We start from the raw sequence: 19760 nt of genomic DNA, 5'->3' as shown, positions 1-19760 counted from the left end.
GGGGCCTGCGGGTCGGTTTCGGCCCCACCCTTCTTGCTAGCAGGGCCGCGGCCCCTCCGCCCTGTCATAGGGGGCCGGTCCGGTGACGGGGGGCCGCCGCGAGGGCAGGGGGGCGGTGTGCCGGCCCGGTACGGGGCGCGCCAGGTGCGGCGGGGTCCGGTCGGCGGGCTCCTTGCGCACGAAGGCGCGGCGCAGCGCGTGGTAGGGCGCCTCCGGGTCGAAGAAGGTCTCCCGCATCCGGGCCAGCTCGGCCTCCCGGTGGGCGGCGAGCGGCCTGGCGGCCTCGTCCCGGTCGCGGCGGGCCTTCTTGGCGGCGATGGCGGCCTGGGTGGCCGGGGAGGCGGCCAGCCGGACCGCCAGGCGTGCGGTCACCTCCGCGAAGTCCTGCGGGCCGCAGTCGATGGTCCGGTCGGTCAGGCCGAGCCGGCGGGCGGCCGCGGCGCTGACCGGCAGGGCGTCGGCCATGAGCCGTTCGGCCACGCCGGTGCCGGTGCGGCGGGGCAGGGTGTACGTCCAGTACTCGGACCCGTACAGCCCCATGAGCCGGTAGTGCGGGTTCAGTACGGCGCCCGCCCTGCACCAGGCCTCGTCGGCGGCGAGGGCGAGCATGGCCCCGCCGGCGGCCGCGTTGCCGCCGACCGCGGCGACGACGAGGCGGTCGGTGGTGGTCAGGACGGCCTCCACCAGGTCGTCCATGGCGGTGATGTTGGCCCAGGACTCGGCGGCCGGGTCGGCGGCCGCCTCGATGACGCCGAGGTGGATGCCGTTGGAGAAGAAGTCGCGGCCGCCGCCGAGGACGAGCACCGACGTGGGGCGGGAGCAGGCCGTCCGGTAGGCCGCCAGCAGGCGCCGGCAGTGGTCGGTGCTCATCGCGCCGCCGGGAAACGAGAAGGTGAGGAAGCCTGCTCCGCCCTGTTCCCGGTAGCCGATGTCGGCCCAGGTGCGGGGCGGGGCGGCGGCCTCCGCGCCGGCGTCCTGCGGCGGGGCGGGGATCTCGGGCAGGGGCGGCAGCCGGTCTCCGAGGGCGAGCACGGCGGGGAGCTTGACGGGCGCGAGCTCCCCCGGGGCGCGCCGCGCGCGCAGTTCGGGGATCCACACGGCGCCGTCGGCGGTCGCCCGGCAGACGGCGCCGGCCCGGGTGGCGAGCAGCTGCCCGGGGCGGCCGCGGAGCGTGTCCTCGGGGTGGCCGCCGTGCAGGAACCACTGGCCGCCGAGGAGGTCGTCGAGGACGCCGGGGCGGGAGTCGGCGGCGCGCAGGGCGCGTACGACGCTCTCGGTGGTGTCGTGGTCCCAGTCGATGCGGCGGCGCTCCTGGCGCAGGTAGGGGCGGGCGGTGGCCCTGGTCTGCGGCAGTGGGACGTGCGTGCCGGCGGCGAACCGCTCGACGGCCAGCAGGACGGCGGCCAGTGCCGCGTCGGCGACCTCGCCCCGGTAGGCGTCGCTCTTGCCGACCGGGGGGAGGGTGCAGTCGGCACTGGCCCAGACGTCCCCGGCGTCCATCTCCTCGTCGGCCTGCAGGACGGTGACGCCCCACCGGTCCGCGCCCTCGGTGAGGGCCCAGTCCAGCGAGGAGGGTCCGCGGTCGCCGACGGGGCCGGGGTGCACGATCAGGCAGGTGTACGCGGACCAGACCTCGCGGGGGACGGCCGTCTTGAGCATCGGCGCGACGAGGAGGTCCGGCGCGTGGCGGCGGACGGCCTCGGCGAGGTCGGTGCCGGGCAGGGCCAGCTCGAACGCCACGCTGTGACCGTGGTCGCGCAGTTCGGCGTGGACCCGTTGGGTGAGGCTGTTGAAGGCGCTCGCGACGAGCAGGACGTGCACGTGATCTCCCAAGCGTCCGGGACCCCGCGATCGGCGGCGGTGCGGGTACGGCCGCTGGTGATCGTGGGCCCGCGCCCCCGGCCGAGCGCCGAAGCCCGGCAGGGGTGTCACCCGGAAGGGGGGCGCGGGGCCCGCCACCTGGTGGATCGCCGGTCAGCGGTCGTCACTCTCCCGCTCGGGCCGGGTGCCGGACGGCTCGGGGTACGGGCTCACCTGTTCCTCGCGCCCGAGGCCGGGCCGCTGCCGCTTCGCGTCGTGGCCGCCGTCCTGGTCCCGTCCGGTGTCGCCGGCCTCGCCGGCGACGGCTTCGTCCGCGGCGCGGCGCGCTGCGCGGTCGCCGCTCTCGCCGGGCGCCTGGGAGGGGGTGGTCCGCGCGGACCGGTGGTGCCGCTCCTGCTCGCTCATGTCGCACTCCTCGGGTCGTCTTCCCGGTCGGCCGGGCCCTTACGGCCCCTGCCCCGCCCGGCTCCGGACACTCCGGTACGGGTCGCCGGGCTTCAGCGGCACCGGCCGCACCAGCGCCGGACCAGCACCGCGAGACCGGCCAGCGTGACCGCGTACGAGACCGCGAAGGCGCAGATCAGGGCGGGCGAGGAGGTGGCGGCGGCCAGGGGCAGCAGCACGAGGGAGAGGACGACCGAGGCGCAGACGGCGCGGGTGAGCCTGCTGTGCGGTTCGGCGGCGCGCGGCTGTGCGGCGCGCGGTACCGCGGGGCGGGACTCCACGGGGTACGGGTCCGCGGGGTACGGGTCCGCGGTGTGCGGCTCCGCGGTGTGCGGTGCCCCGCCCCAGGGGTGCCCGCCGGGCCGTCGCGCGACGTCAGGTCGGCCCCGGTGCGGTGCGCGCTCCGGCGACGGGCGGTCCTCGCAGAAGAGGTCCGCGCCGACCGCCATCAGGCGCTGGAAACGCTCGTCGGTCCGCAGCATCCGTTCGATGGCGGTCAGTGCCCGCCGTTCGCTGCGGGAGAGCCCGTGACCGGCCATGGCCCCTACCTCTTGGAGGTGTGCCGGATCCGCGCCCACAGCGGGAGCGCGAACCAGCACAGCAGGTACCAGGCGACGACGGCGCACACCAGCCAGGGCACCAGGCTGTGCGGGGCCGCCACCCGCAGGACGAGGAGCAGGGCCGAGGTGCAGGTGGCCAGCAGCAGGACGAGCCCGACGAAGGTGAGCCGCGAGGCCCACATCACCGCCTCCGGCTTGATCCGGCGTCCCGAGACGATGCGGTGGAAGGAGACGGGGCCGATGAGCGCGCCGGTGGCCAGCGCGCCGAGCACGACGGTGGCGATGTAGATGGCCTTGTCGGTGTGCGACAGCCCCTGGAAGTGCGGGGTGAACACGACGGTCAGCAGGAAGCCGAAGAGGATCTGCACCCCCGTCTGCGCGACCCGTATCTCCTGGATCAACTCCTGCCACTGCCGGTCCGCGCGCTCCTCGGGGCTCTCGTCGCGTCCCTGCGGGGTTTCCCGTGCCATCCGGCCTCCCTGATCCACGCCCTGCGACTGCCCGGCGAACCGCCGGTGAATCCTCCGGACGGCAAGAAAGAGGCCGCCGTTCGCGCGCTCGACCGCGTGTGCGATTCTGCCCTTCGGCCGCCTCGATGATCATCACCCGGTCCCCCCGGGGGGCCGCAAGAGCAAGGGCACGCGCGCATGGGAGCGACAGGGGCTCTGGAAAGACTCGCACCGGTGGTGCTGGCCTTCGGGTGCGGCGTCGTCCTCGCGAGGCGGAAGGTCGTGCCGGCGGAGAGTTCCAAGGCCTTCGCGGACTACGCGTTCCTCTTCGCCGTGCCCTGCTTCCTCTTCGGGAACATCTACCGCAGCGATCTGGGGGCCCTGTTCGCGTGGCGGGCCCTGTCCGGTTACGCCGCCGCGGCGTGCGCCGCGGCCGCGCTGGTCGGGACGGCGGCGTGGGTGCTGGGCGTACGGGAGCCGCGCGCCGTGGCGCTGCGCATCATGGCCGCCGTCCAGGTCAACACCGCCTACTTCGCCGTGCCGGTGTTCATCATGCTGTTCGGCGACGCGGCGCCGGTCTTCCCGGTGCTGCTCTTCCAGGTCTGCGTGCTGTCCCTGGTCGTCATCTCGGTCATGGAGCTGGGGCGGCCGGACCGGACGGGCGGTCCGGCGCGGCGGCTGGGATCGGCGGTCGGCGCCTCGCTGATGACGCCCGTCGTGATCGCCTGCAACGCGGGCATCGTGCTCAACCTGCTGCCGGTCACGGTGCCGCGGGTCGTGCTCGACAGCTTCGCCTTCGTCGGCGACAGCGCCTCCCCCGTGGCGCTGTTCGCCCTCGGACTGCACCTGGGCGGGAGCGGCCTGGAGGTCCGGGGCACGACCCGGGAGGAGGTCTGCCTGATCGGCTTCAAGTGCGTGGCGCTGCCGCTGATCGCCTACGCGGTGTGCCGCTACGCCTTCGGGGTGGAGGGCGACTGGCTGCGCTACCTCGTCCTGATCGCGGCGATGCCCGCGCCGCAGAACCTGTTCGTCTTCGCGCAGCGCTACGACGTCGGAGTCGACCTGTCGGCCTCCCTCGTCATCAAGAGTTCGGTCGTCGCCCTGGTGCTCCTGCCGCTGTGGACGCAGCTGGTGGCCCGGCCCGCCTGAGGCCGCGGCCCGCTGCGCCGTCGGGGTGGAAAGCCGCGGAAAGACGGAACCGCGCGCGCCGGCGGGCATGAGGACGGCGACGACGGACGTACGAACCCCGGAGTGCCCCATGAGCCGCAGTGCCGACGACGCCCCCGCCCCGCCGGAAGGTTCCGGGGAGGGGCACGCCGTCTCCCGCCGGGAGTTCGACGCCCTGTTCGAGGCGGTCCGCTCCTGGGGCCGGTGGGAGGCGGCCGACCGCGGCGCCTGGAACCGGGTGACGGCGGAGCACGTGCGCAGGGCCGCCGAGCTGGTCCGGACGGGCACGGTGGTGCCGATGGGGCGGCCCTGGGACACCGCCCCCGGGCCGGACAACGCGCGGCCGGCGCTGCACCACATGACCGACCTCGGCGACATGGAGAGCCCGGAGCCGTCCGCGTACAAGGACTTCCTGGGTGCGGACTACCACGGCAAAGCGGTCACCCACCTCGACGCGCTGGCGCACATCGGCTACCGGGGGCAGCTCTACGACGGCCGCACGGCGCGCGCGACGGTCGGCGCGGGCGGCGCCCGGTTCGGGTCGGTCGCGGCGCTCGGCCCGCTGGTCACCCGGGGGGTGCTGCTGGACCTGCCCGCCGTCCTGGGGGTGGCGTGGCTGGAGCCGGGGCACGCGGTGCGCGCGCGGGACGTCATCGCCGCGGAGCGGGCGCTCGGCGTGACGATCGGGGAAGGGGACGCGGTCCTGCTGCGCTCGGGACGCTTTCGCCGCCGCGCGGAGAGGGGTCCCTGGGATCCGGGCACGGGCAGCGCCGGCTGGCACGTGGACGCCCTGCCGCTGCTGGCCGGGCGGGCCGTCGCCCTGCTCGGCGCGGACGGGGACAGCGACGTACGTCCCTCGCCGGTGGAGGGCCTGCACTCGCCGGTCCACACCCTGGCCATCGCCGCGATGGGGGTGCCGCTGCTGGACAACCTCGACCTGGAGGCGCTCTCGGCCGCCTGCGCCGAGGCGGGCCGCTACGCGTTCATGCTCGCGGTGACGCCGCTGAACGTGCCGGGCGGGACGGGCTCGCCGGTCAATCCGGTGGCGGTCCTGTGACGGCCCGTCGCCGCCGGTCCCCGGCCCCCACGACCCGGAAAAAGCGGAGGAATATACTCATACCGGACCATCGAGACTCCTGCGGCGAGGGAAGTGGTGCTCATGGGTCTCGTGGACGACCGCATCGGCCCCGTGCAGTCCCGCGACCGGTTCCTGCACGGCGGCTCCGCCGAGTCGGTCGTGCGCAGCGTGCGCAGTCCGATCCTGAGCTCCTGGCAGCGCAGCATGCTGCTCGGACTGTCACCGGACCAGACCGAGCTCCCCTTCACGCACGACTTCGACGCGGACGGCCCCCTCGTGCGCGCCGCCGGGCCCGTGCTCGACCGGCTGGCGTCCATCTTCGCGGGCAGCCGGATGAACATCTGCCTCGCCGACGGCCACGGCACCGTCCTCGAACGGCGGTTCGGCGACAAGTCGCTGCCCGGCCGGCTGCCCGCCATCCAGACGCAGCCCGGCTTCGTCTTCGCCGAGCGGGTGGCGGGGACGAACGGGATCGGCCTCACGCTCGCGGAGCGGCAGCTCGTGCAGGTCAACGGCGCCGAGCACTTCGCGGAGCGGTCCCAGTCGAGCGCGTGTACCGCGGTGCCCGTCCGGGACCGCCTCAGCGGGCACATCGAGGGCGTCCTGTGCCTCGGCTACCCCTACACGGACGCGGACCCCGCGCTGGCCCCGGTGGTGCGCAAGGCCGCCGAGGCGATCGAACGGCGGCTGATGGAGCAGAGTTCGGCCCGCGAGCGCGACCTGCTCCAGGCCTACCTGGAGGCCGGGAGCCGGCTGCGCGCCCGGGCCGGCGGGGAGGCCGCCCTCGACGGGCATCCGCTGACCCTGGCGGAGCTGCTGCTGAGCGAGCTGGAGCAGAGCGACCGGACGACCCTCAAGGAGAAGGCCACGGAACTGCTGTCCGGCGCGCGCCGGGCCGCCGCGGAGGTGTCCTTGTCCCGCGGACGGCGGGTCACCCTGGTCAGCCGCCCGGTGACGAGCCCCTCCGGGGTGGAGGGGGTCGTCGTCGAGGCACTGCTCCCCGACGAGGAGGAGCGGCACGCCCCCGCTCCCGCCCACGCCCCGGCGCCCGCCCGCTCGCCGGCCCTTGCGCACGCCGCCCCGCCGCCGCCCGGGCGCCTTCCGCCCGGTTCGGCCCCCGCCGGCTCCGGGCGCGGCGCGGTGCGGGGCCTGGTGCTGGTGGGCGAGCCGGAGGTGGGGAAGTACGCCGTCGCGGCCCGGCGCCGCCTGGAGCTGCTGGCGGAGGCCAGCACCCGGATCGGCACGACGCTGGACGTGGGCCGCACCGCCTGGGAACTGGCCGACACGGCGGTCCCGAGACTGGCCGACTTCGTCACCGTCGACGTGCCCGAATCCGTCCTGCGCGGGGAGGAGTCGGCGGACCCGACCGGCGAACTGCACCGCACGGTGGTCCACGGCATCCGCGACGACTGCCCCTTCTACCCGGTCGGCGAGCGGGTGGAGCTGCGCCCGACCACGCCCCACATGCGCTGTCTGGCCACCGGGCAGCCGGTGCTGGAGCCCGATCTGAAGGCGGCCTTCGGCTGGATCGCCCAGGACCCGGACCACGCCGAGCTGCTCCTCGCCCACAACATCCACTCCCTCGTCACCGTCCCGCTGCTCGCGCGCGGCGTCGTCCTGGGGGTCGTCGGCTTCTACCGTTCCCGCAACCCCGCCCCGTACGGGGACGACGACCGCGCCCTGGCCAAGGAACTCGCCGCCCGCGCCGCCCTGTGCATCGACAACGCCCGCCGCTACACCCGCGAGCACACGCTGGCCCTGACCCTCCAGCGGAGCCTGCTCCCCCACGGCCTGCCCGAACAGAGCGCCGTCGAGGTCGCCCACCGCTACCTGCCCGCCGAAACCGGTGTGGGCGGCGACTGGTTCGACGTCATCCCCCTGTCGGGGACCCGCGTCGCCCTCCTCGTCGGCGACGTCGTCGGCCACGGGCTGCACGCGGCGGCGACCATGGGCCGGCTGCGCACCGCCGCCCGCAACTTCGCCGAGCTGGAACTGGCCCCCGACGAGCTGCTCACCCACCTGGACAACCTCATGGTGCGGCTGGACCGGGAGGAGGGCGGGGACGACCCGGCCTTCGGCGGGACCGCCATCGTCGGCGCCTCCTGCCTGTACGCGGTCTACGACCCGACGACGCAGCGGTGTGTGATGGCCCGTGCCGGCCACCCGCCGCCCGCGCTGGTGCTCCCCGACGGCACCGTCTCCTTCCCCGACCTGCCCGCCGGCCCCCCTCTGGGCCTGGGCGGTCTGCCCTTCGAATCGGCCGAACTGCACCTTCCGGAAGGCAGCCGGCTGGTCCTGTACACCGACGGGCTCGTCGAGGACCGCCACCGCGACATCGACGTGGCCCTGGACGAGCTCCGGCGCACCCTGGCCGCCGACCCCGGCCGCTCCCCGGAGGACACCTGCCGGGCGCTCCTCGACGCCCTGGCCCCCGAGCACCCCGCCGACGACATCGCGCTCCTCGTCGCCCGTACCCGCGCCACGCCCGCCGACCGGATCGCCACCTGGGAGCTGCCCGCCGACCCGGCCCGCGTCTGCGACGTGCGCGCCGCCGCCCTGGGGCAGCTCAGCAGCTGGGGCCTGGAGGAATCCGCCTTCGCGACCGAACTGCTGCTCAGCGAGCTGGTCACGAACGGCATCCGCTACGGCGCCGAGCCCATCCGGGTACGCCTCATCCGCGACCGCACCCTGATCTGCGAGGTGTACGACGCCAGCAGCACCGCCCCGCGCATGCGCCAGGCGGCCAACACCGACGAGGGCGGGCGGGGCCTGTTCCTGGTGGCGCAGCTCGCCCAGGCCTGGGGCACCCGCTACACGCCCGAGGGGAAGGTCATCTGGGCCGAGTGCGCCCTGGACGCGGCGTGACCTGATCGCGCCGGGTGATCCTCTAGAGTCGGGGAATGAGCCCACCTCCGCGCTTCGGTGGAGAACCTCTGGTCCGCGTGCGCGGTCTGTGCAAGCGCTTCGGCGGCACCCTCGCGCTGGACTCGGTCGACCTCGACCTCCACCGGGGCAGCGTCCTCGCCCTGCTCGGCCCCAACGGCGCCGGGAAGTCCACTCTCATCAAGGTGCTCGCCGGGGTCCACCGCGCCGACGCGGGCCGGGTGACGGTGGCCGGGCAGCCCCTCGGCTCCCACGGCGCAGCCCGGCACCTGTCGTTCATCCATCAGGACCTCGGTCTGGTCGAGTGGATGACGGTCGCCGAGAACATCGCCCTGGGCACCGGCTACCCGCGCCGCGCGGGCCTGATCTCCTGGCGCCGCACCCGGGAGCAGTGCGGGGAAGCCCTCGCGGTGGTCGCCGGGCACCTCGACGCCGACGCCCGGATCGCCGAACTGGCCCCCGCCGAACGCTCGCTGGTCGCCATCGCCCGGGCCCTGGCCGCGCGGGCCGAGGTCATCGTGCTCGACGAGCCGACCGCCACGCTGCCGGCCGCCGACTGCGCCCGGCTGTTCGGAGTGCTGCACACCCTGCGCGACCGGGGGCACGGCATCCTCTACGTCACCCACCGGCTCGACGAGGTGTACCGGGTCGCGGACGGCTTCGCCGTCCTGCGCGACGGCCGGCTGGTCGAGCGGGGCGCGGTCGCGGACTACGGCCCGGCCCGGCTGGTTCACGCCGTCGTGGGCCACGAGCCGGCCCGGCGGCGGCGCGCCGCCGCCCCCGCGGGAGCACCCCTGCTGCGGCTCGACGGCGTACGGACCGCGCACGCCGGACCGGTCGGCCTGGAGCTGCGCGCCGGCGAGGTCCTCGGCATGGTCGGCCTGACCGGCGCCGGGCACCGGGAGGTGGGCCGCGCCCTGGCCGGAGTCCGGCCGGTACGCGGCGGCCGGGTGCTGCTCGGGGGCCGCCCGTACCACCCGCGCACCGTCGCGGGCGCCCTCCGCGCCGGTGTCGGCTTCGTGGCCGGAAACCGCCAGGAGGAGGGTCTGGCCCCGGACCTGACGGTGCGGGAGAACTTCCTGGCGAACCCCCGTGCCGCCGGTGTTCCCTGGTGGCGCTGGACCGCGCCGCGGCGCGAGCGCGCCGGGGCGGCCGCCCTAATCGACCGGTTCTCCGTACACCCGCGCGACACCGAGGTGCCGATCGCCACCCTCTCCGGCGGCAACCAGCAGAAGGTGGTGGTCGGCCGGTGGCTGCGGGGAGGCCTGCGGCTGCTCGTCCTGGAGGAGCCGACGGCCGGTGTGGACGTGGGCGCCAAGGCCGTGATCCACCGGCTGCTCGACGAGGCGGCGGCGTCCGGGCTGGGGGTGCTGCTCGTCTCCGGCGACTTCGAGGAGGTCGCGGACGTGTGCCACCGCGCCCTGGTCTTCGTCCGCGGAACCGTCCACGCCGAACTGGCCGGCCCGGACCTGACCGTGGCCGCGCTCACCCGGACCGCCTCGGCCGTACCGGCCGTCACCGGAACCGTGCCCGGCCCATGACCCGTGCCCTCTCGCCCCGTTCCCCGCGGGACCGCCTGCACGGCCGCCACGTCGGCAGTTACGGCCTGCCGATCCTCGCCGCCCTGCTGTTCCTGGTCTTCTCCCTCGTCCTGCCGGACACCTTCCCCACCCGGGACAACGTCGCCGCGATCCTGTCCAGCCAGGCCATCCCCGCCGTACTGGCGCTCGGCGCGACGATCCCGATCGCCACCGGCAGGTTCGACCTCTCCATCGGCTACGGCCTCGGGCTGGCGCACGTCATGGTGATGCGGCTCGTCGTCACCGAGGGCTGGCCCTGGCCCCTGGCCTGCCTGGTGGTGGTGTGCGCGGGCGCGGCGGCCGGCGCGCTGGCCGGCGTGATCGTCGAGTTCGGGCAGATCGACTCCTTCATCGCCACGCTCGGCACCGGCAGCATGATGTACGCCGTCACCGGGTGGATCACCGACGGCGCCCGGATCGTCCCCGGTCCGCAGGGTCTGCCCGCCTCCTTCACCGCGCTCTACGGCTCCCGGTTCCTCGGGCTGCCGCTGCCCGCCTTCTACGTCCTGGCCGTCGCGGCCGTGCTGTGGTTGGTGCTGGAGCGGCTGCCGGCCGGCCGCTGCCTGTACGTCATCGGCTCCAGCCCGCGGGCCGCCGCCGTCCTCGGTATCCCCACGCGTGCCTACTGCGTGGCCGCCTTCGCCGGCTCGGGCCTGGTCACCGGCTTCGCCGGGGTGCTCCTCGCCGCCCAGCAGCAGACCGGCAACCCGAGCGTCGGTCTGGACTACCTGCTGCCGGCCTTCGTGGGCGCCCTCCTCGGGTCCACCACGATCCGGCCCGGCCGCGCCAACGCCCTCGGCACGGTCGTGGCCGTCGCCGTGCTCGCCGTCGGGCTCGCCGGGATCGGCCAGCTCGGCGCCCAGTTCTGGGCCACTCCGCTGTTCAACGGCGCGACCCTGCTCATCGCCGTCGGCCTGGCCGGCTACGCGGCCCGCCGCCGGCTGCGCGCCGGGGCCGCCGCGTCCCGCCGGCCGCCCGGGCCCACCCCGTAGTCCCCGTACGCGCACCACGCCAGGAGCACCGTGTACCCGAACCGCAGCACCCCCCTCACCACCGCGGCCCTGCTCGCGGCGGCCGCCGTCCTCCTGGCCGGCTGCGAGCAGGGCCCGTCGGCCGGGAGCGGACCGTCGGAGGGCGGCTGCCCGGCCGCCCTCGCCCGGGCCGAGGCGGCCGTGCGACGGGCCGAGGGCACCGGAGCGTCCTGGAACGGCCCCGCCACCGGCCCCGCCGCGGTCCCCGGGCGCAGCCTCGTCTACGTCGCCCAGACCATGACCAACCCCGGCGTCGCGGGCGTCGCGAAGGGGGTCGAGGAGGCGGGGCGGGCCATCGGCTGGCCGGTCCGGGTGATCGACGGGGAGGGCACGCCGGCCGGCATCCAGGCGGCGCTCGCCCAGGCCGTCACCCTGAGGCCGTCGGGCATCGTGATCGGCGGCTTCGACCCCCGCCTGACGGCGCAGCAGATGGCGCGGGCGGGGGCGGCGCACATCCCGGTGATCGGCTGGCACGCCGTGGACGCCCCCGGGCCGAGCAGGGACCCGGCGCTCTTCACCAACGTGACCACCGAGGTGGGGGACGTGGCGCGGATCAGCGCCGACTGGGTCATCGCCGGGTCGCGCGGCGCGGCCGGGGTGGTCCTGTTCACCGACGACTCGATCCCCTTCGCCCGCAACAAGGCCGAGCTGATCAAGCGGGAGCTGGCCACCTGCCCCGGGGTGCGGATCCTGGCGTACGAGAACATCCCGATCCCGGACGCGAGCAGCCGCACCCCGCAGGCGGTCTCCTCGCTCCTGTCCCGGTTCCGGGAGGAGTGGAGCCGTTCGGTCGCCATCAACGACCTGTACTTCGCGGACGCGGCGGCGGCCCTGCGCGCGGCCGGGCGGCCCGGCGGGGGTCCGCCGCTGAACATCGGCGCGGGCGACGGCGACCCCTCCGCCTTCCAGCGCATCAACTCGGGCCAGTACCAGGCCGCCACGGTGCCCGAGCCGCTGTCCCAGCAGGGCTGGCAGATCGTCGACGAGTTCAACCGGGCCTTCGCCGGCCGGCCGGCGAGCGGCTACGTCGCCCCCGTCCACATCGCCACGGCGGCCAACAGCCGGGGGGCCGCCTCCTGGGACCCGCCCGGCTACCGCGAGGCGTACCGCAGGATCTGGCAGCGCTGACCCGCGCGCTCCGTGCATGAAACTTCAACCACCTTGTCAGGCGGGCGAGTTGGGCCCGACCCGATATGACCGGTACCCGGCGCGCATGGCATGATCGGCCTTCACGTTACCCATCGGTAACGGCCTTTCACCCCCCTATGCGAAGGTCACACCCACGTGCGTACGCTCGCCAGGCGCCTCCTGGTGCCCGGACTGACCACACTGGCGCTCGCCGCCGCCGGCTGCTCGTCTCCGGCCCCCACGACCGCGGACGGGCCCGGCAGCCCCGCCGCCCTCGCTCCCGCCGCCGACGGGACGCGCCAACTGGACGTGGACGCCGCCCCCCAAGGGTCGTCCGCCCCCACGCCCATCGCCCGCACCCGCGGCGGTCAGGGCCCGGAGAAGGCCGCTCTGAAGGTCGCCTCCTACGACAAGGCGAGCGGACGGGCCGTCATATCCGCCGCCCAGCAGGGCGGTGGTGCCCCGCCGAGCCGCTCCGCCGGTCCCTCTGCCGGTCCCTCCGCCGCTCCTTCCTCCCCCGCCAAGCCCGTCGCGGTGGGCGACGTGATCGCCAGTGCGCCGGCGCCCGGCGCTCCCGACGGCCTGCTCGCCACGGTCACCGAGGTCGTCGGGAAGACCGACCGCGGCACCGAGGTGAAGACCGCTCCGGCGACGCTGGCCGCCGCCCTCGGCGACGACAAGGCCGACGGCAAGGTCCCGGTCGACCCGTCCTCGGTCGTCGTCGAGCCCCTCATGAAGGGCGTCACCTTCTCGTGGGCGAAGGGCCAGGGGGCCCGGTTCGGGCCCGAGGGCGCCAAGCTGCCCCTGGGCACCCTGCGGCTCGACGTGGACGCCGCCGTCGACACCGCCCCGGACGCCCCCGCCTCCGCGGGCGCCTCGGTGTCCGGCTTCGTACAGCTCGCTCCCCGCGTGGAGTTCTCGTACGACGGCGGCAAGGGCGCGGGCCACGGTCCGGACGCCGCCTTCCTCGGCATGAGCGGCGACTGGTCCTCGCAGTGGGCGCTCAAGGGCCGCGCCGCGGCGAGCACGGGCGCGCCCAAGCGGATCCCGTTCGCCAAGCTCCGCAGCAACCCCGTGATCCAGGTGGGCCCGGTCCCCGTCGTCGTCAACCTCGAACTGACCTGCTACGTCCAGGTGGAGGCCGACGGCCGGGTCACCCTCGACGTCCGGCAGGACGTCCAGGGCGACTTCCGCGTCGGCGGCAGCTACGCGGCGGGCAAGGGCTGGAACCCGGTCAGCACCTCGGCCGTGCGCAGCACCCCCGTGAAGGCGTCGGTCACCGCCGCCGGGCGCGTCAAGGGCGCCCTCGGCGCCGAGGCCTCCGTCGGCCTGTACGGGGCCGTCGGTGTCACCGCGGACTTCGCCCCCTACCTGCGCGGCGAGGCGGACGCCGCGGCGAGCGCGTCCTCCGACGGGAAGACCTCGGCGAACGGCTCCTGGGCGCTGTACGGCGGCTTCGACCTGAACGGACAGCTGCAGCTCCAGCTCTCGGTCTTCGGCACGCCGCTCGTCGAGCGCCGCATCCCGCTGGGCGCCCTGCACCGCGAGTGGCCCCTCGTGAGCGGCCGCGCCGGGCGGTGACGCCGCCGCCCGCTCAGGAGCCCCCGCCCGCTCAGCCGCCCCCGCCGCCGGACGGCGGGGGCGGCAGCGGCGGCAGGGCCGGCTCGTACAGCCAGGCCGAGAACAGGCCGTCCAGCGGTCCGGGGGCGTAGCCGCCCGCATGGGCGGTGAAGGCGCCGGTGGTCACCACCCCGTGGCGGTGCCGGGTGGTCCAGTCGCGGAGCATGCGGAAGAACCGCCCGTCCCCCAGGGCGCAGCGCACCGCGTGCACCGCGAGGCCGCCCCGCTGGTAGAGGCGGTCGTCGAACATCAGCTTGCGGCCGGGGTCGGCCGGCCTGAGGTCCTGGGGCCGCGAGGCCAGCAGGCGGTGCGCGGCGGCCGCGTGCTCGTGCGCGGGGCGGCCGCCGGAGCGCTCCGACCAGAGCCATTCGGCGTACTTGGCGAAGCCCTCGTTGAGCCAGATGTGGCGCCAGTCCGCGATGCCCACGCTGTTGCCGAACCACTGGTGGGCCAGCTCGTGGGCGACGAGCCGCTCCGCACCGCGTACGCCGTCCACGTGGTTGGCGCCGAACAGGGACAGCCCCTGCGCCTCCACGGGGACGTCCAGCTCCTCGTCGGCGACCACCACCGCGTACTCGCCGAAGGGGTAGGGGCCGAACAGCTCCTCGAAGAGCCGCATCATGGCGGGCTGGCGGGCGAAGTCGTGGGAGAACCGGGGCAGCAGGCGGGCCGGCACGTGGGCGCTCTGCGGGACGCCGCCGGACTCGGGGTCGCCGAGCAGCACCGTCCGGTACGGGCCGATGGAGAGGCCCACCAGGTAGCTGGGGGTGGGCGCGGGCTGCTCGTACACCCAGGTGGTGGTGCTGGACCGGGTGGTGCGGGTGAGCAGGCGGCCCACGGCGGCCACCGTGTAGGCGGAAGGGACGTTGAGCGAGATGTGGTAGCTCGCCTTGTCGGCCGGGCGGTCGTTGCACGGGTACCAGGAGGGCGCTCCCACGGGCTGGCTGGCGACCAGCGCCCCGTCGGTCAGCTCCTCCCAGCCGATGCCGCCCCAGGGGCTGCGCACCGGCCTGGGGTTGCCCGCCCACTGCACCTCGACGGTGAACGCGGACGTGGCGGGCAGGGGTTTGGCCGGCCGGACGCGCAGCCGGCCGGCCCGGTGGGTGTACTGGGGGGCCCGGCCGTCCACCAGGACCCGGCCGACGCGGAACGCGGCCAGGTTCAGCTGGAACTCGGCCAGCGCGGCCGGGCCGGCGATGGCGCTGAGCCGCGCGGTCCCGGAGAGGCGGTTGGGCCCGGGCCGGTACTCCAGGGCGAGTTCGTACCGGTGCACGCGGTACCGGTGGTCGCCGTTGTCCGGGAAGTAGGGGTCCGCCGCCCCCGTCTGGCCGCTCATCGCCGGTTCCGCTCCCTGCGCTGTGCCCGGGTCCGCTCAGGACCGCCACGCCTCGATCGGATTGCCCAGCCACCGGGTGTCGGCGGGGACGGACTCCCCGGCCATCACGAGGGAGGCGGGACCCAGGGTGCTGCGTTCCCCGACCGTGCTCCCGGGCAGGACGATTCCGCCCGGGCCCAGGGTGGCGCCCTCGCGGAGGACCACAGTATCCGTCCGCATGATCCGGTCGTGGAAGAGGTGCGTCTGGAGCACGCAGCCGCGGTTCACGGTGACGGCGTCGCCGAGGGTCACGAGGTCCGCCTCGGGCAGCCAGTGGCTCTCGCACCACACGCCGCGGCCGATGCGCGCCCCGAGCCCGCGCAGCAGCAGGACCAGCAGCGGTGTGCCGGGTACCGATCCGGCGAGCCAGGGCACGGCCAGGACCTCCACGAAGGTGTCGGCCAGTTCGCCCCGCCACACGGAGCCGCTCCACAGCGGGTGCTCCCCCCGGCGGTGGCGGCCCGCCAGCAGCCACTTCGCGGCGACGGTGACCGCGGCGGCGGCCGCACCGGCGGTGAGCAGCACCGCCCCCGAGGCCAGGGCGGCTCCCGCCACGCCCAGCGCGCTCCCCGAGCCGAGGGCGCACAGCGCCGCCAGGGTGAGGACGGCCAGCGCGGCCGAGCAGAACACGGGGAGCAGCCGGCCCAGCTCGACGAGCCCGCGCGCCCACAGGAGCCGCGCGGGCGGGTCGTACGTACGGCTGCGGTCGGCGGCCGCGGCGGACCGCGGCAGCCTGACCGGGGGCAGGCCCAGGTAGGAGCTGCCCTTCTTGGCCTTCTTCGGAGTGGCGGAGAGGACGCCGACCAGCCCTCCGTCGGGCACGGTGCGGCCGGGCGCGGTCATCCCGGAGTTGCCGAGGAACGCCCCGCGGCCGATCTCGGAGCGTCCGATCCGCACCCAGCCGCCGCCCCGTTCGCAGGGGGCGGTCAGGGTGTCGTCGGCCAGGAACGCGCCGTCGCCGACGGTGGTGAGGCTCGGCAGGGCGAGAACGGTGGACACCTCCGCGCCCCGCCCCACGCGCATGCCGAGCAGCCGCAGCCACACCGGTGTGACCAGGCCGGCGTACAGCGGGAAGAGGGTCGCACGGGCCAGGTCCATCAGCTGGACCACCGCCCAGGCCTGCCAGCCGACGCGGCTGTGGGTGGGATGGGTGCCGGTGCGCAGTCCGAGGCTGAGCAGCCGTACGGCGGCCAGCAGGAGCAGCGCGTACGCCAGGGCGTAGGCGAGCGCCCCGGGCACCACGGCGAGGAGGGCGCCGCGCAGGGCCTCGGCGGGGCCGGCGTCGGCGGGCACGAACCGGGCCGCGACGAGCAGGGCGGGCAGGGCGGCGAGCAGGGGCAGGGCGGTGAGGCAGGTGCCGGTGGCGCCGTAGACGGCCCGCCAGTGGGCGCCGCGCGGCGGGCGCTCCTGCGGCCAGGCGTGCTTGGCCCGGCCGAGCTTGACGGCCGGGGCTCCGGCCCAGCGCTGGCCGGTCGGGACCTGTCCGGTCACGGCGGAGCCCGGTGCCACCTCGGCGCGCTTGCCGACCCGTGCGCCGGGGAAGAGCGTGCTGCGGGTGCCGACCACCGCTCCCGCGCCGATCCTGACCGGGCCGATCTCGAGCCGGTCCCCGTCGAGCCAGTGGCCGCAGAGGTCCACCTCCGACTCCACGGCGCAGCCGCGGCCGAGCCTGAGCATGCCGGTGACGGGGGGCAGGGAGTGCAGGTCCACCTCGGGGCCGACGCGGGCGCCGAGGGCCCGGGCGTAGCGCTGGAGCCAGGGGCCGGTGAGGGAGGTGGCGCCGGAGCACTCGGCGAGCCGCTCGGCCGTCCACAGCCGCAGGTGCACGCTCCCGCCGCGCGGGTGGCGTCCCGGCCTGACCCCGCGCAGCAGCAGGCGCGCGCCGCCGGCGGCGACCGCGAGGCGGCCGGGCGGGCTGAAGAGCAGGGCCGCGCCGGCGGCGACGTACCACCAGGAGGCGGTCGGCGCCCACGGGTACGGCCCGAGCCGGTGCAGCAGGTTGCCCAGGGCCAGCGCGACCACCGTCCAGCGCAGGCCGACGAGGGTGAAAAGCGGGAGCAGCAGCAGACACTGGGCGGCCCTGGAGCGCAACGGCACCGGTGCGACGGTCCGGGCGGCGCCGTCCTCGCGCACGGACCTCTCCAGCCGCCGGGCCAGTCTGCGCAGCGTCGGGTTCTGGTAGACGTCGAGGACGGCCACCCGGGGGTAGCGGGTGCGCAGCCGGGTGGTGAGCTGCGCGGCGGCGAGGCTGTTGCCGCCGGCCGCGAAGAAGTCGTCGTCCGGGCCGGTCACGGGGACGCCGAGGGTCTCGCTCCACTGTTCGGCGAGCCAGGCCTCCGTGCCGTACAGCTGCGCGGCGGGGCCCGCCGTCTCCGGTCCCGGCAGGGGCCAGGGCAGCGCGTCGCGGTCGACCTTGCCGGAGGTGCGGGTCGGCAGGGCGTCGACCGGCGCGAGCAGCGGTACGAGCGCGGCGGGCAGTTCGGCGCGCAGCCGTTCGAGCGCGGCGGTCCGGTCCCAGCCGTCCTGGGTGACGAGGTAGCCGACGAGGAGCTGGTTGCCGCCGCGGGCGGTGCGGACGGCGGCGGCCGCGCCGGCGACCCCGGGCAGGGCCTGGAGCGCGGCGTCGACCTCGCCGAGTTCGATCCGGCGGCCGCCGAGCTTGACCTGCTCGTCGCTCCTGCCGAGGAAGACCAGGCCCTCCGGTTCGGCGCGCACGAGGTCGCCGCTGCGGTAGGCGCGCGGCCAGCCGAGGGATTCCAGCGGGGCGTACTTCTCGGCGTCCTTGGCGGGGTCGAGGTAGCGGGCGAGGCCGGCGCCGCCGATCACGAGCATGCCGCTGCCGCCCATGGGGACGGGCTCGCCCGCGCCGTCGACCACGGCCAGCTCCCACCCGCCGAGCGGGAGTCCGATCCTGACGGGTGCCTCGCCGGTCAGCAGGGCGGCGCAGGCGACGACGGTGGTCTCGGTGGGGCCGTAGGTGTTCCAGACCTCGCGGCCCTCGGTGACCAGGCGGGCGGCCAGTTCGGGCGGGCAGGCCTCCCCGCCGAAGATCAGCAGCCGGACCTCGTCGAGGGCTGCGGGCTCCCAGAGCGCGGCCAGTGTCGGCACGGTGGAGACGACGGTGATCTCCTGCTCCACCAGCCACGGACCGAGGTCGGCGCCGCTGCGGACGCGGTGGCGGGGGACGGGCACGAGGCAGGCGCCGTGGCGCCAGGCCAGCCACATCTCCTCGCAGGAGGCGTCGAAGGCGACGGAGAGCCCGGCCATGACCCGGTCGCCGGGCCCGATCGGCTCGTCGGCGAGGAACAGGGCGGCCTCGGCGTCCACGAAGGCGGCGGCGCTGCGGTGGCTGACGGCGACGCCCTTGGGCCTGCCGGTGGAGCCGGAGGTGAAGATGATCCACGCGTCGTGTCCGGGGCCGGGCCGGGCGGCGGGGGCGGGAGCGCGGGGGCCGGCGGGGCGGGCGCCGTCAACGGGGTCGATGCGCCGTCCGGCGCCCATCACCGCGCGTACGCCGGCTTCGCCGAAGACCAGCCGGGCCCGCTCGTCCGGGTCCTCGGCGTCGACCGGCACGTAGGCGGCGCCCGCGGCGAGGACGGCGAGGACGGCCACGTACAGCTCGTTGGTACCGGAGGGGATGCGGACGCCGACCCGGTCGCCGAGCCCCACCCCGGCGGCCGCGAGCGCCCGCCGCCGGCGCTCGACCTGCGCGGCCAGGGCCCGGTAGGTCAGCCGGGAGGTGCCGTCGTCCAGGGCGGGTTCGTCGGGGTGGGCCCGTACGGAGGCCTCGAAGACGTCGAGGAGGGTGCGGGGCGGGGCGGCGGGCCCGGCGGAGAACAGGGCGTACGCGCCGGCGCCCCCCGACGGCTCTCCGCCACCGTCCGCAGCCCGGTCGGCCTCGCCGGGCGGGACCCCGCCGGACACCGCCCGCTCGGACAGGATCCGGTCGGGCAGAGCGCCTTCGGGCAGGATCCCGTGCGAGACCACGCGGCCGGGGGCGGGGGCGGCCTCGGCCGGCCTGGCCCCGTCGGCCGTCAGAGTGAGGTCAGCACGCTCAGGTGTGGCTGCCATGGGCCCTCACGTCTCGCTCCCGGAGGCGTCCGGGGCCCCGGTGGAGCCCGGGTCTGCCCGGGTTGTTCCGGTCCGGCGGCGAACAGCCCACCAGCCTAGGGTCGCCGTCGGGGATTTTCCCGTTGGAGCCCGGGCGTGGCCGGATGCGGTGTCCCTCTAGGACGGTCGCACGCTGCGGGGGCCGGCGCACTGCGCGCCGTACGCCTTCACCCGTTCGCGCAACGCCCGGTCGGCGGTGACCACCACGCAGGGGCGGTCGGCATGGGCGGCGGCCAGCTCCACGATGCGGTCGTCGCCGCTGCCGGGGGCGGCGTCGACGCGGACCCCGGGCACGGACTCGACGCCCCGGGCCGCGCCCTCGACGACGAGGATGACCTCCTCGCCCGCGTCCCGTCCGGCGAGGAGGTCGCGCAGCCGCTCCGCGGCGCCCTTGCGGTCGCGCCACCACCCGTCGGGCACGGAGCCCACGACGTTCGCCGCGTCGACGATCAGGACGGGCCGGCGGCTCAGGGGTTCGCTCACGTTCCGCCATTCTGCCACCGCCGTCTCGGGG

14 protein-coding genes are annotated in these 19760 nt (G+C 75.9%); 7 read left to right on the top strand and 7 right to left on the bottom strand.

Annotated elements, in window-relative coordinates; genetic code table 11:
• Positions 1-36 precede the first annotated feature (36 nt).
• The 4 genes from ACZ501_RS18045 to ACZ501_RS18030 all read right to left on the bottom strand — a co-directional run bounded on the left by ACZ501_RS18045 (position 37) and on the right by ACZ501_RS18030 (position 3295).
• Positions 37-1821 carry an enoyl-CoA hydratase-related protein gene (locus ACZ501_RS18045; protein WP_468796452.1) on the bottom strand — a complete coding sequence of 595 codons (1785 nt, stop codon included), beginning with the start codon at positions 1819-1821 and terminating at the stop codon, positions 37-39.
• Between the two features lie 153 nt (positions 1822-1974).
• Complete coding sequence (locus ACZ501_RS18040) at positions 1975-2226, bottom strand: hypothetical protein (protein ID WP_468796450.1); 252 nt, start codon at positions 2224-2226, stop codon at positions 1975-1977.
• 92 nt (positions 2227-2318) lie between these two features.
• Positions 2319-2804 (bottom strand): hypothetical protein, encoded by a 486-nt coding sequence (locus ACZ501_RS18035; protein ID WP_468796448.1) that lies wholly within the window; start codon positions 2802-2804, stop codon positions 2319-2321.
• A 5-nt stretch (positions 2805-2809) separates the two neighbouring features.
• Positions 2810-3295, bottom strand: coding sequence for a DUF6328 family protein (locus ACZ501_RS18030; RefSeq protein ID WP_361611059.1), 486 nt, complete (start codon positions 3293-3295; stop codon positions 2810-2812).
• A gap of 177 nt (positions 3296-3472) precedes the next feature.
• Here ACZ501_RS18030 and ACZ501_RS18025 point away from each other — a divergent pair, with 177 nt between their 5' ends.
• From ACZ501_RS18025 to ACZ501_RS17995, 7 genes are all read left to right on the top strand, one after another.
• A complete protein-coding gene (locus ACZ501_RS18025) occupies positions 3473-4423 on the top strand; it encodes an AEC family transporter (protein ID WP_468796446.1) in 951 nt (316 codons plus the stop codon).
• 109 nt (positions 4424-4532) lie between these two features.
• The gene (locus tag ACZ501_RS18020) at positions 4533-5498 is read left to right on the top strand and encodes a cyclase family protein (protein WP_468796444.1); all 966 of its coding nucleotides are present in this window, start codon (positions 4533-4535) and stop codon (positions 5496-5498) included.
• Positions 5499-5600: 102 nt separating this feature from the next.
• Entirely contained in the window at positions 5601-8384 is a 2784-nt protein-coding gene (locus tag ACZ501_RS18015; RefSeq protein ID WP_468796442.1) for a SpoIIE family protein phosphatase, read from the top strand.
• Between the two features lie 35 nt (positions 8385-8419).
• Positions 8420-9943, top strand: coding sequence for a sugar ABC transporter ATP-binding protein (locus tag ACZ501_RS18010; RefSeq protein ID WP_468796441.1), 1524 nt, complete (start codon positions 8420-8422; stop codon positions 9941-9943).
• Positions 9940-10974: an ABC transporter permease gene (locus tag ACZ501_RS18005; protein WP_468796439.1), complete on the top strand. Its 1035-nt coding sequence runs from the start codon at positions 9940-9942 to the stop codon at positions 10972-10974. Before ACZ501_RS18010 ends, ACZ501_RS18005 begins: the two co-directional genes overlap by 4 nt.
• A gap of 30 nt (positions 10975-11004) precedes the next feature.
• On the top strand, positions 11005-12141 hold the full coding sequence (locus ACZ501_RS18000) for a substrate-binding domain-containing protein (protein WP_468796437.1): 1137 nt from the start codon (positions 11005-11007) through the stop codon (positions 12139-12141).
• Between the two features lie 156 nt (positions 12142-12297).
• The gene (locus ACZ501_RS17995) at positions 12298-13722 is read left to right on the top strand and encodes a hypothetical protein (protein WP_468796435.1); all 1425 of its coding nucleotides are present in this window, start codon (positions 12298-12300) and stop codon (positions 13720-13722) included.
• Positions 13723-13753: 31 nt separating this feature from the next.
• On the opposite strand, the gene ACZ501_RS17990 is transcribed toward ACZ501_RS17995, so the two are convergent.
• From ACZ501_RS17990 to ACZ501_RS17980, 3 genes are all read right to left on the bottom strand, one after another.
• On the bottom strand, positions 13754-15097 hold the full coding sequence (locus ACZ501_RS17990; protein ID WP_468796433.1) for a M1 family metallopeptidase: 1344 nt from the start codon (positions 15095-15097) through the stop codon (positions 13754-13756).
• Positions 15098-15133: 36 nt separating this feature from the next.
• On the bottom strand, positions 15134-19207 hold the full coding sequence (locus ACZ501_RS17985; protein WP_468796431.1) for a Pls/PosA family non-ribosomal peptide synthetase: 4074 nt from the start codon (positions 19205-19207) through the stop codon (positions 15134-15136).
• A 156-nt stretch (positions 19208-19363) separates the two neighbouring features.
• A complete protein-coding gene (locus tag ACZ501_RS17980; protein ID WP_361610635.1) occupies positions 19364-19729 on the bottom strand; it encodes an NYN domain-containing protein in 366 nt (121 codons plus the stop codon).
• Positions 19730-19760 lie beyond the last annotated feature (31 nt).

It is taken from the genome of Streptomyces sp. NPDC034085, assembly GCF_055575555.1.
Note: the sequence above shows the minus strand (reverse complement) of the source record. Positions and strands in the feature narration are given on the sequence as shown.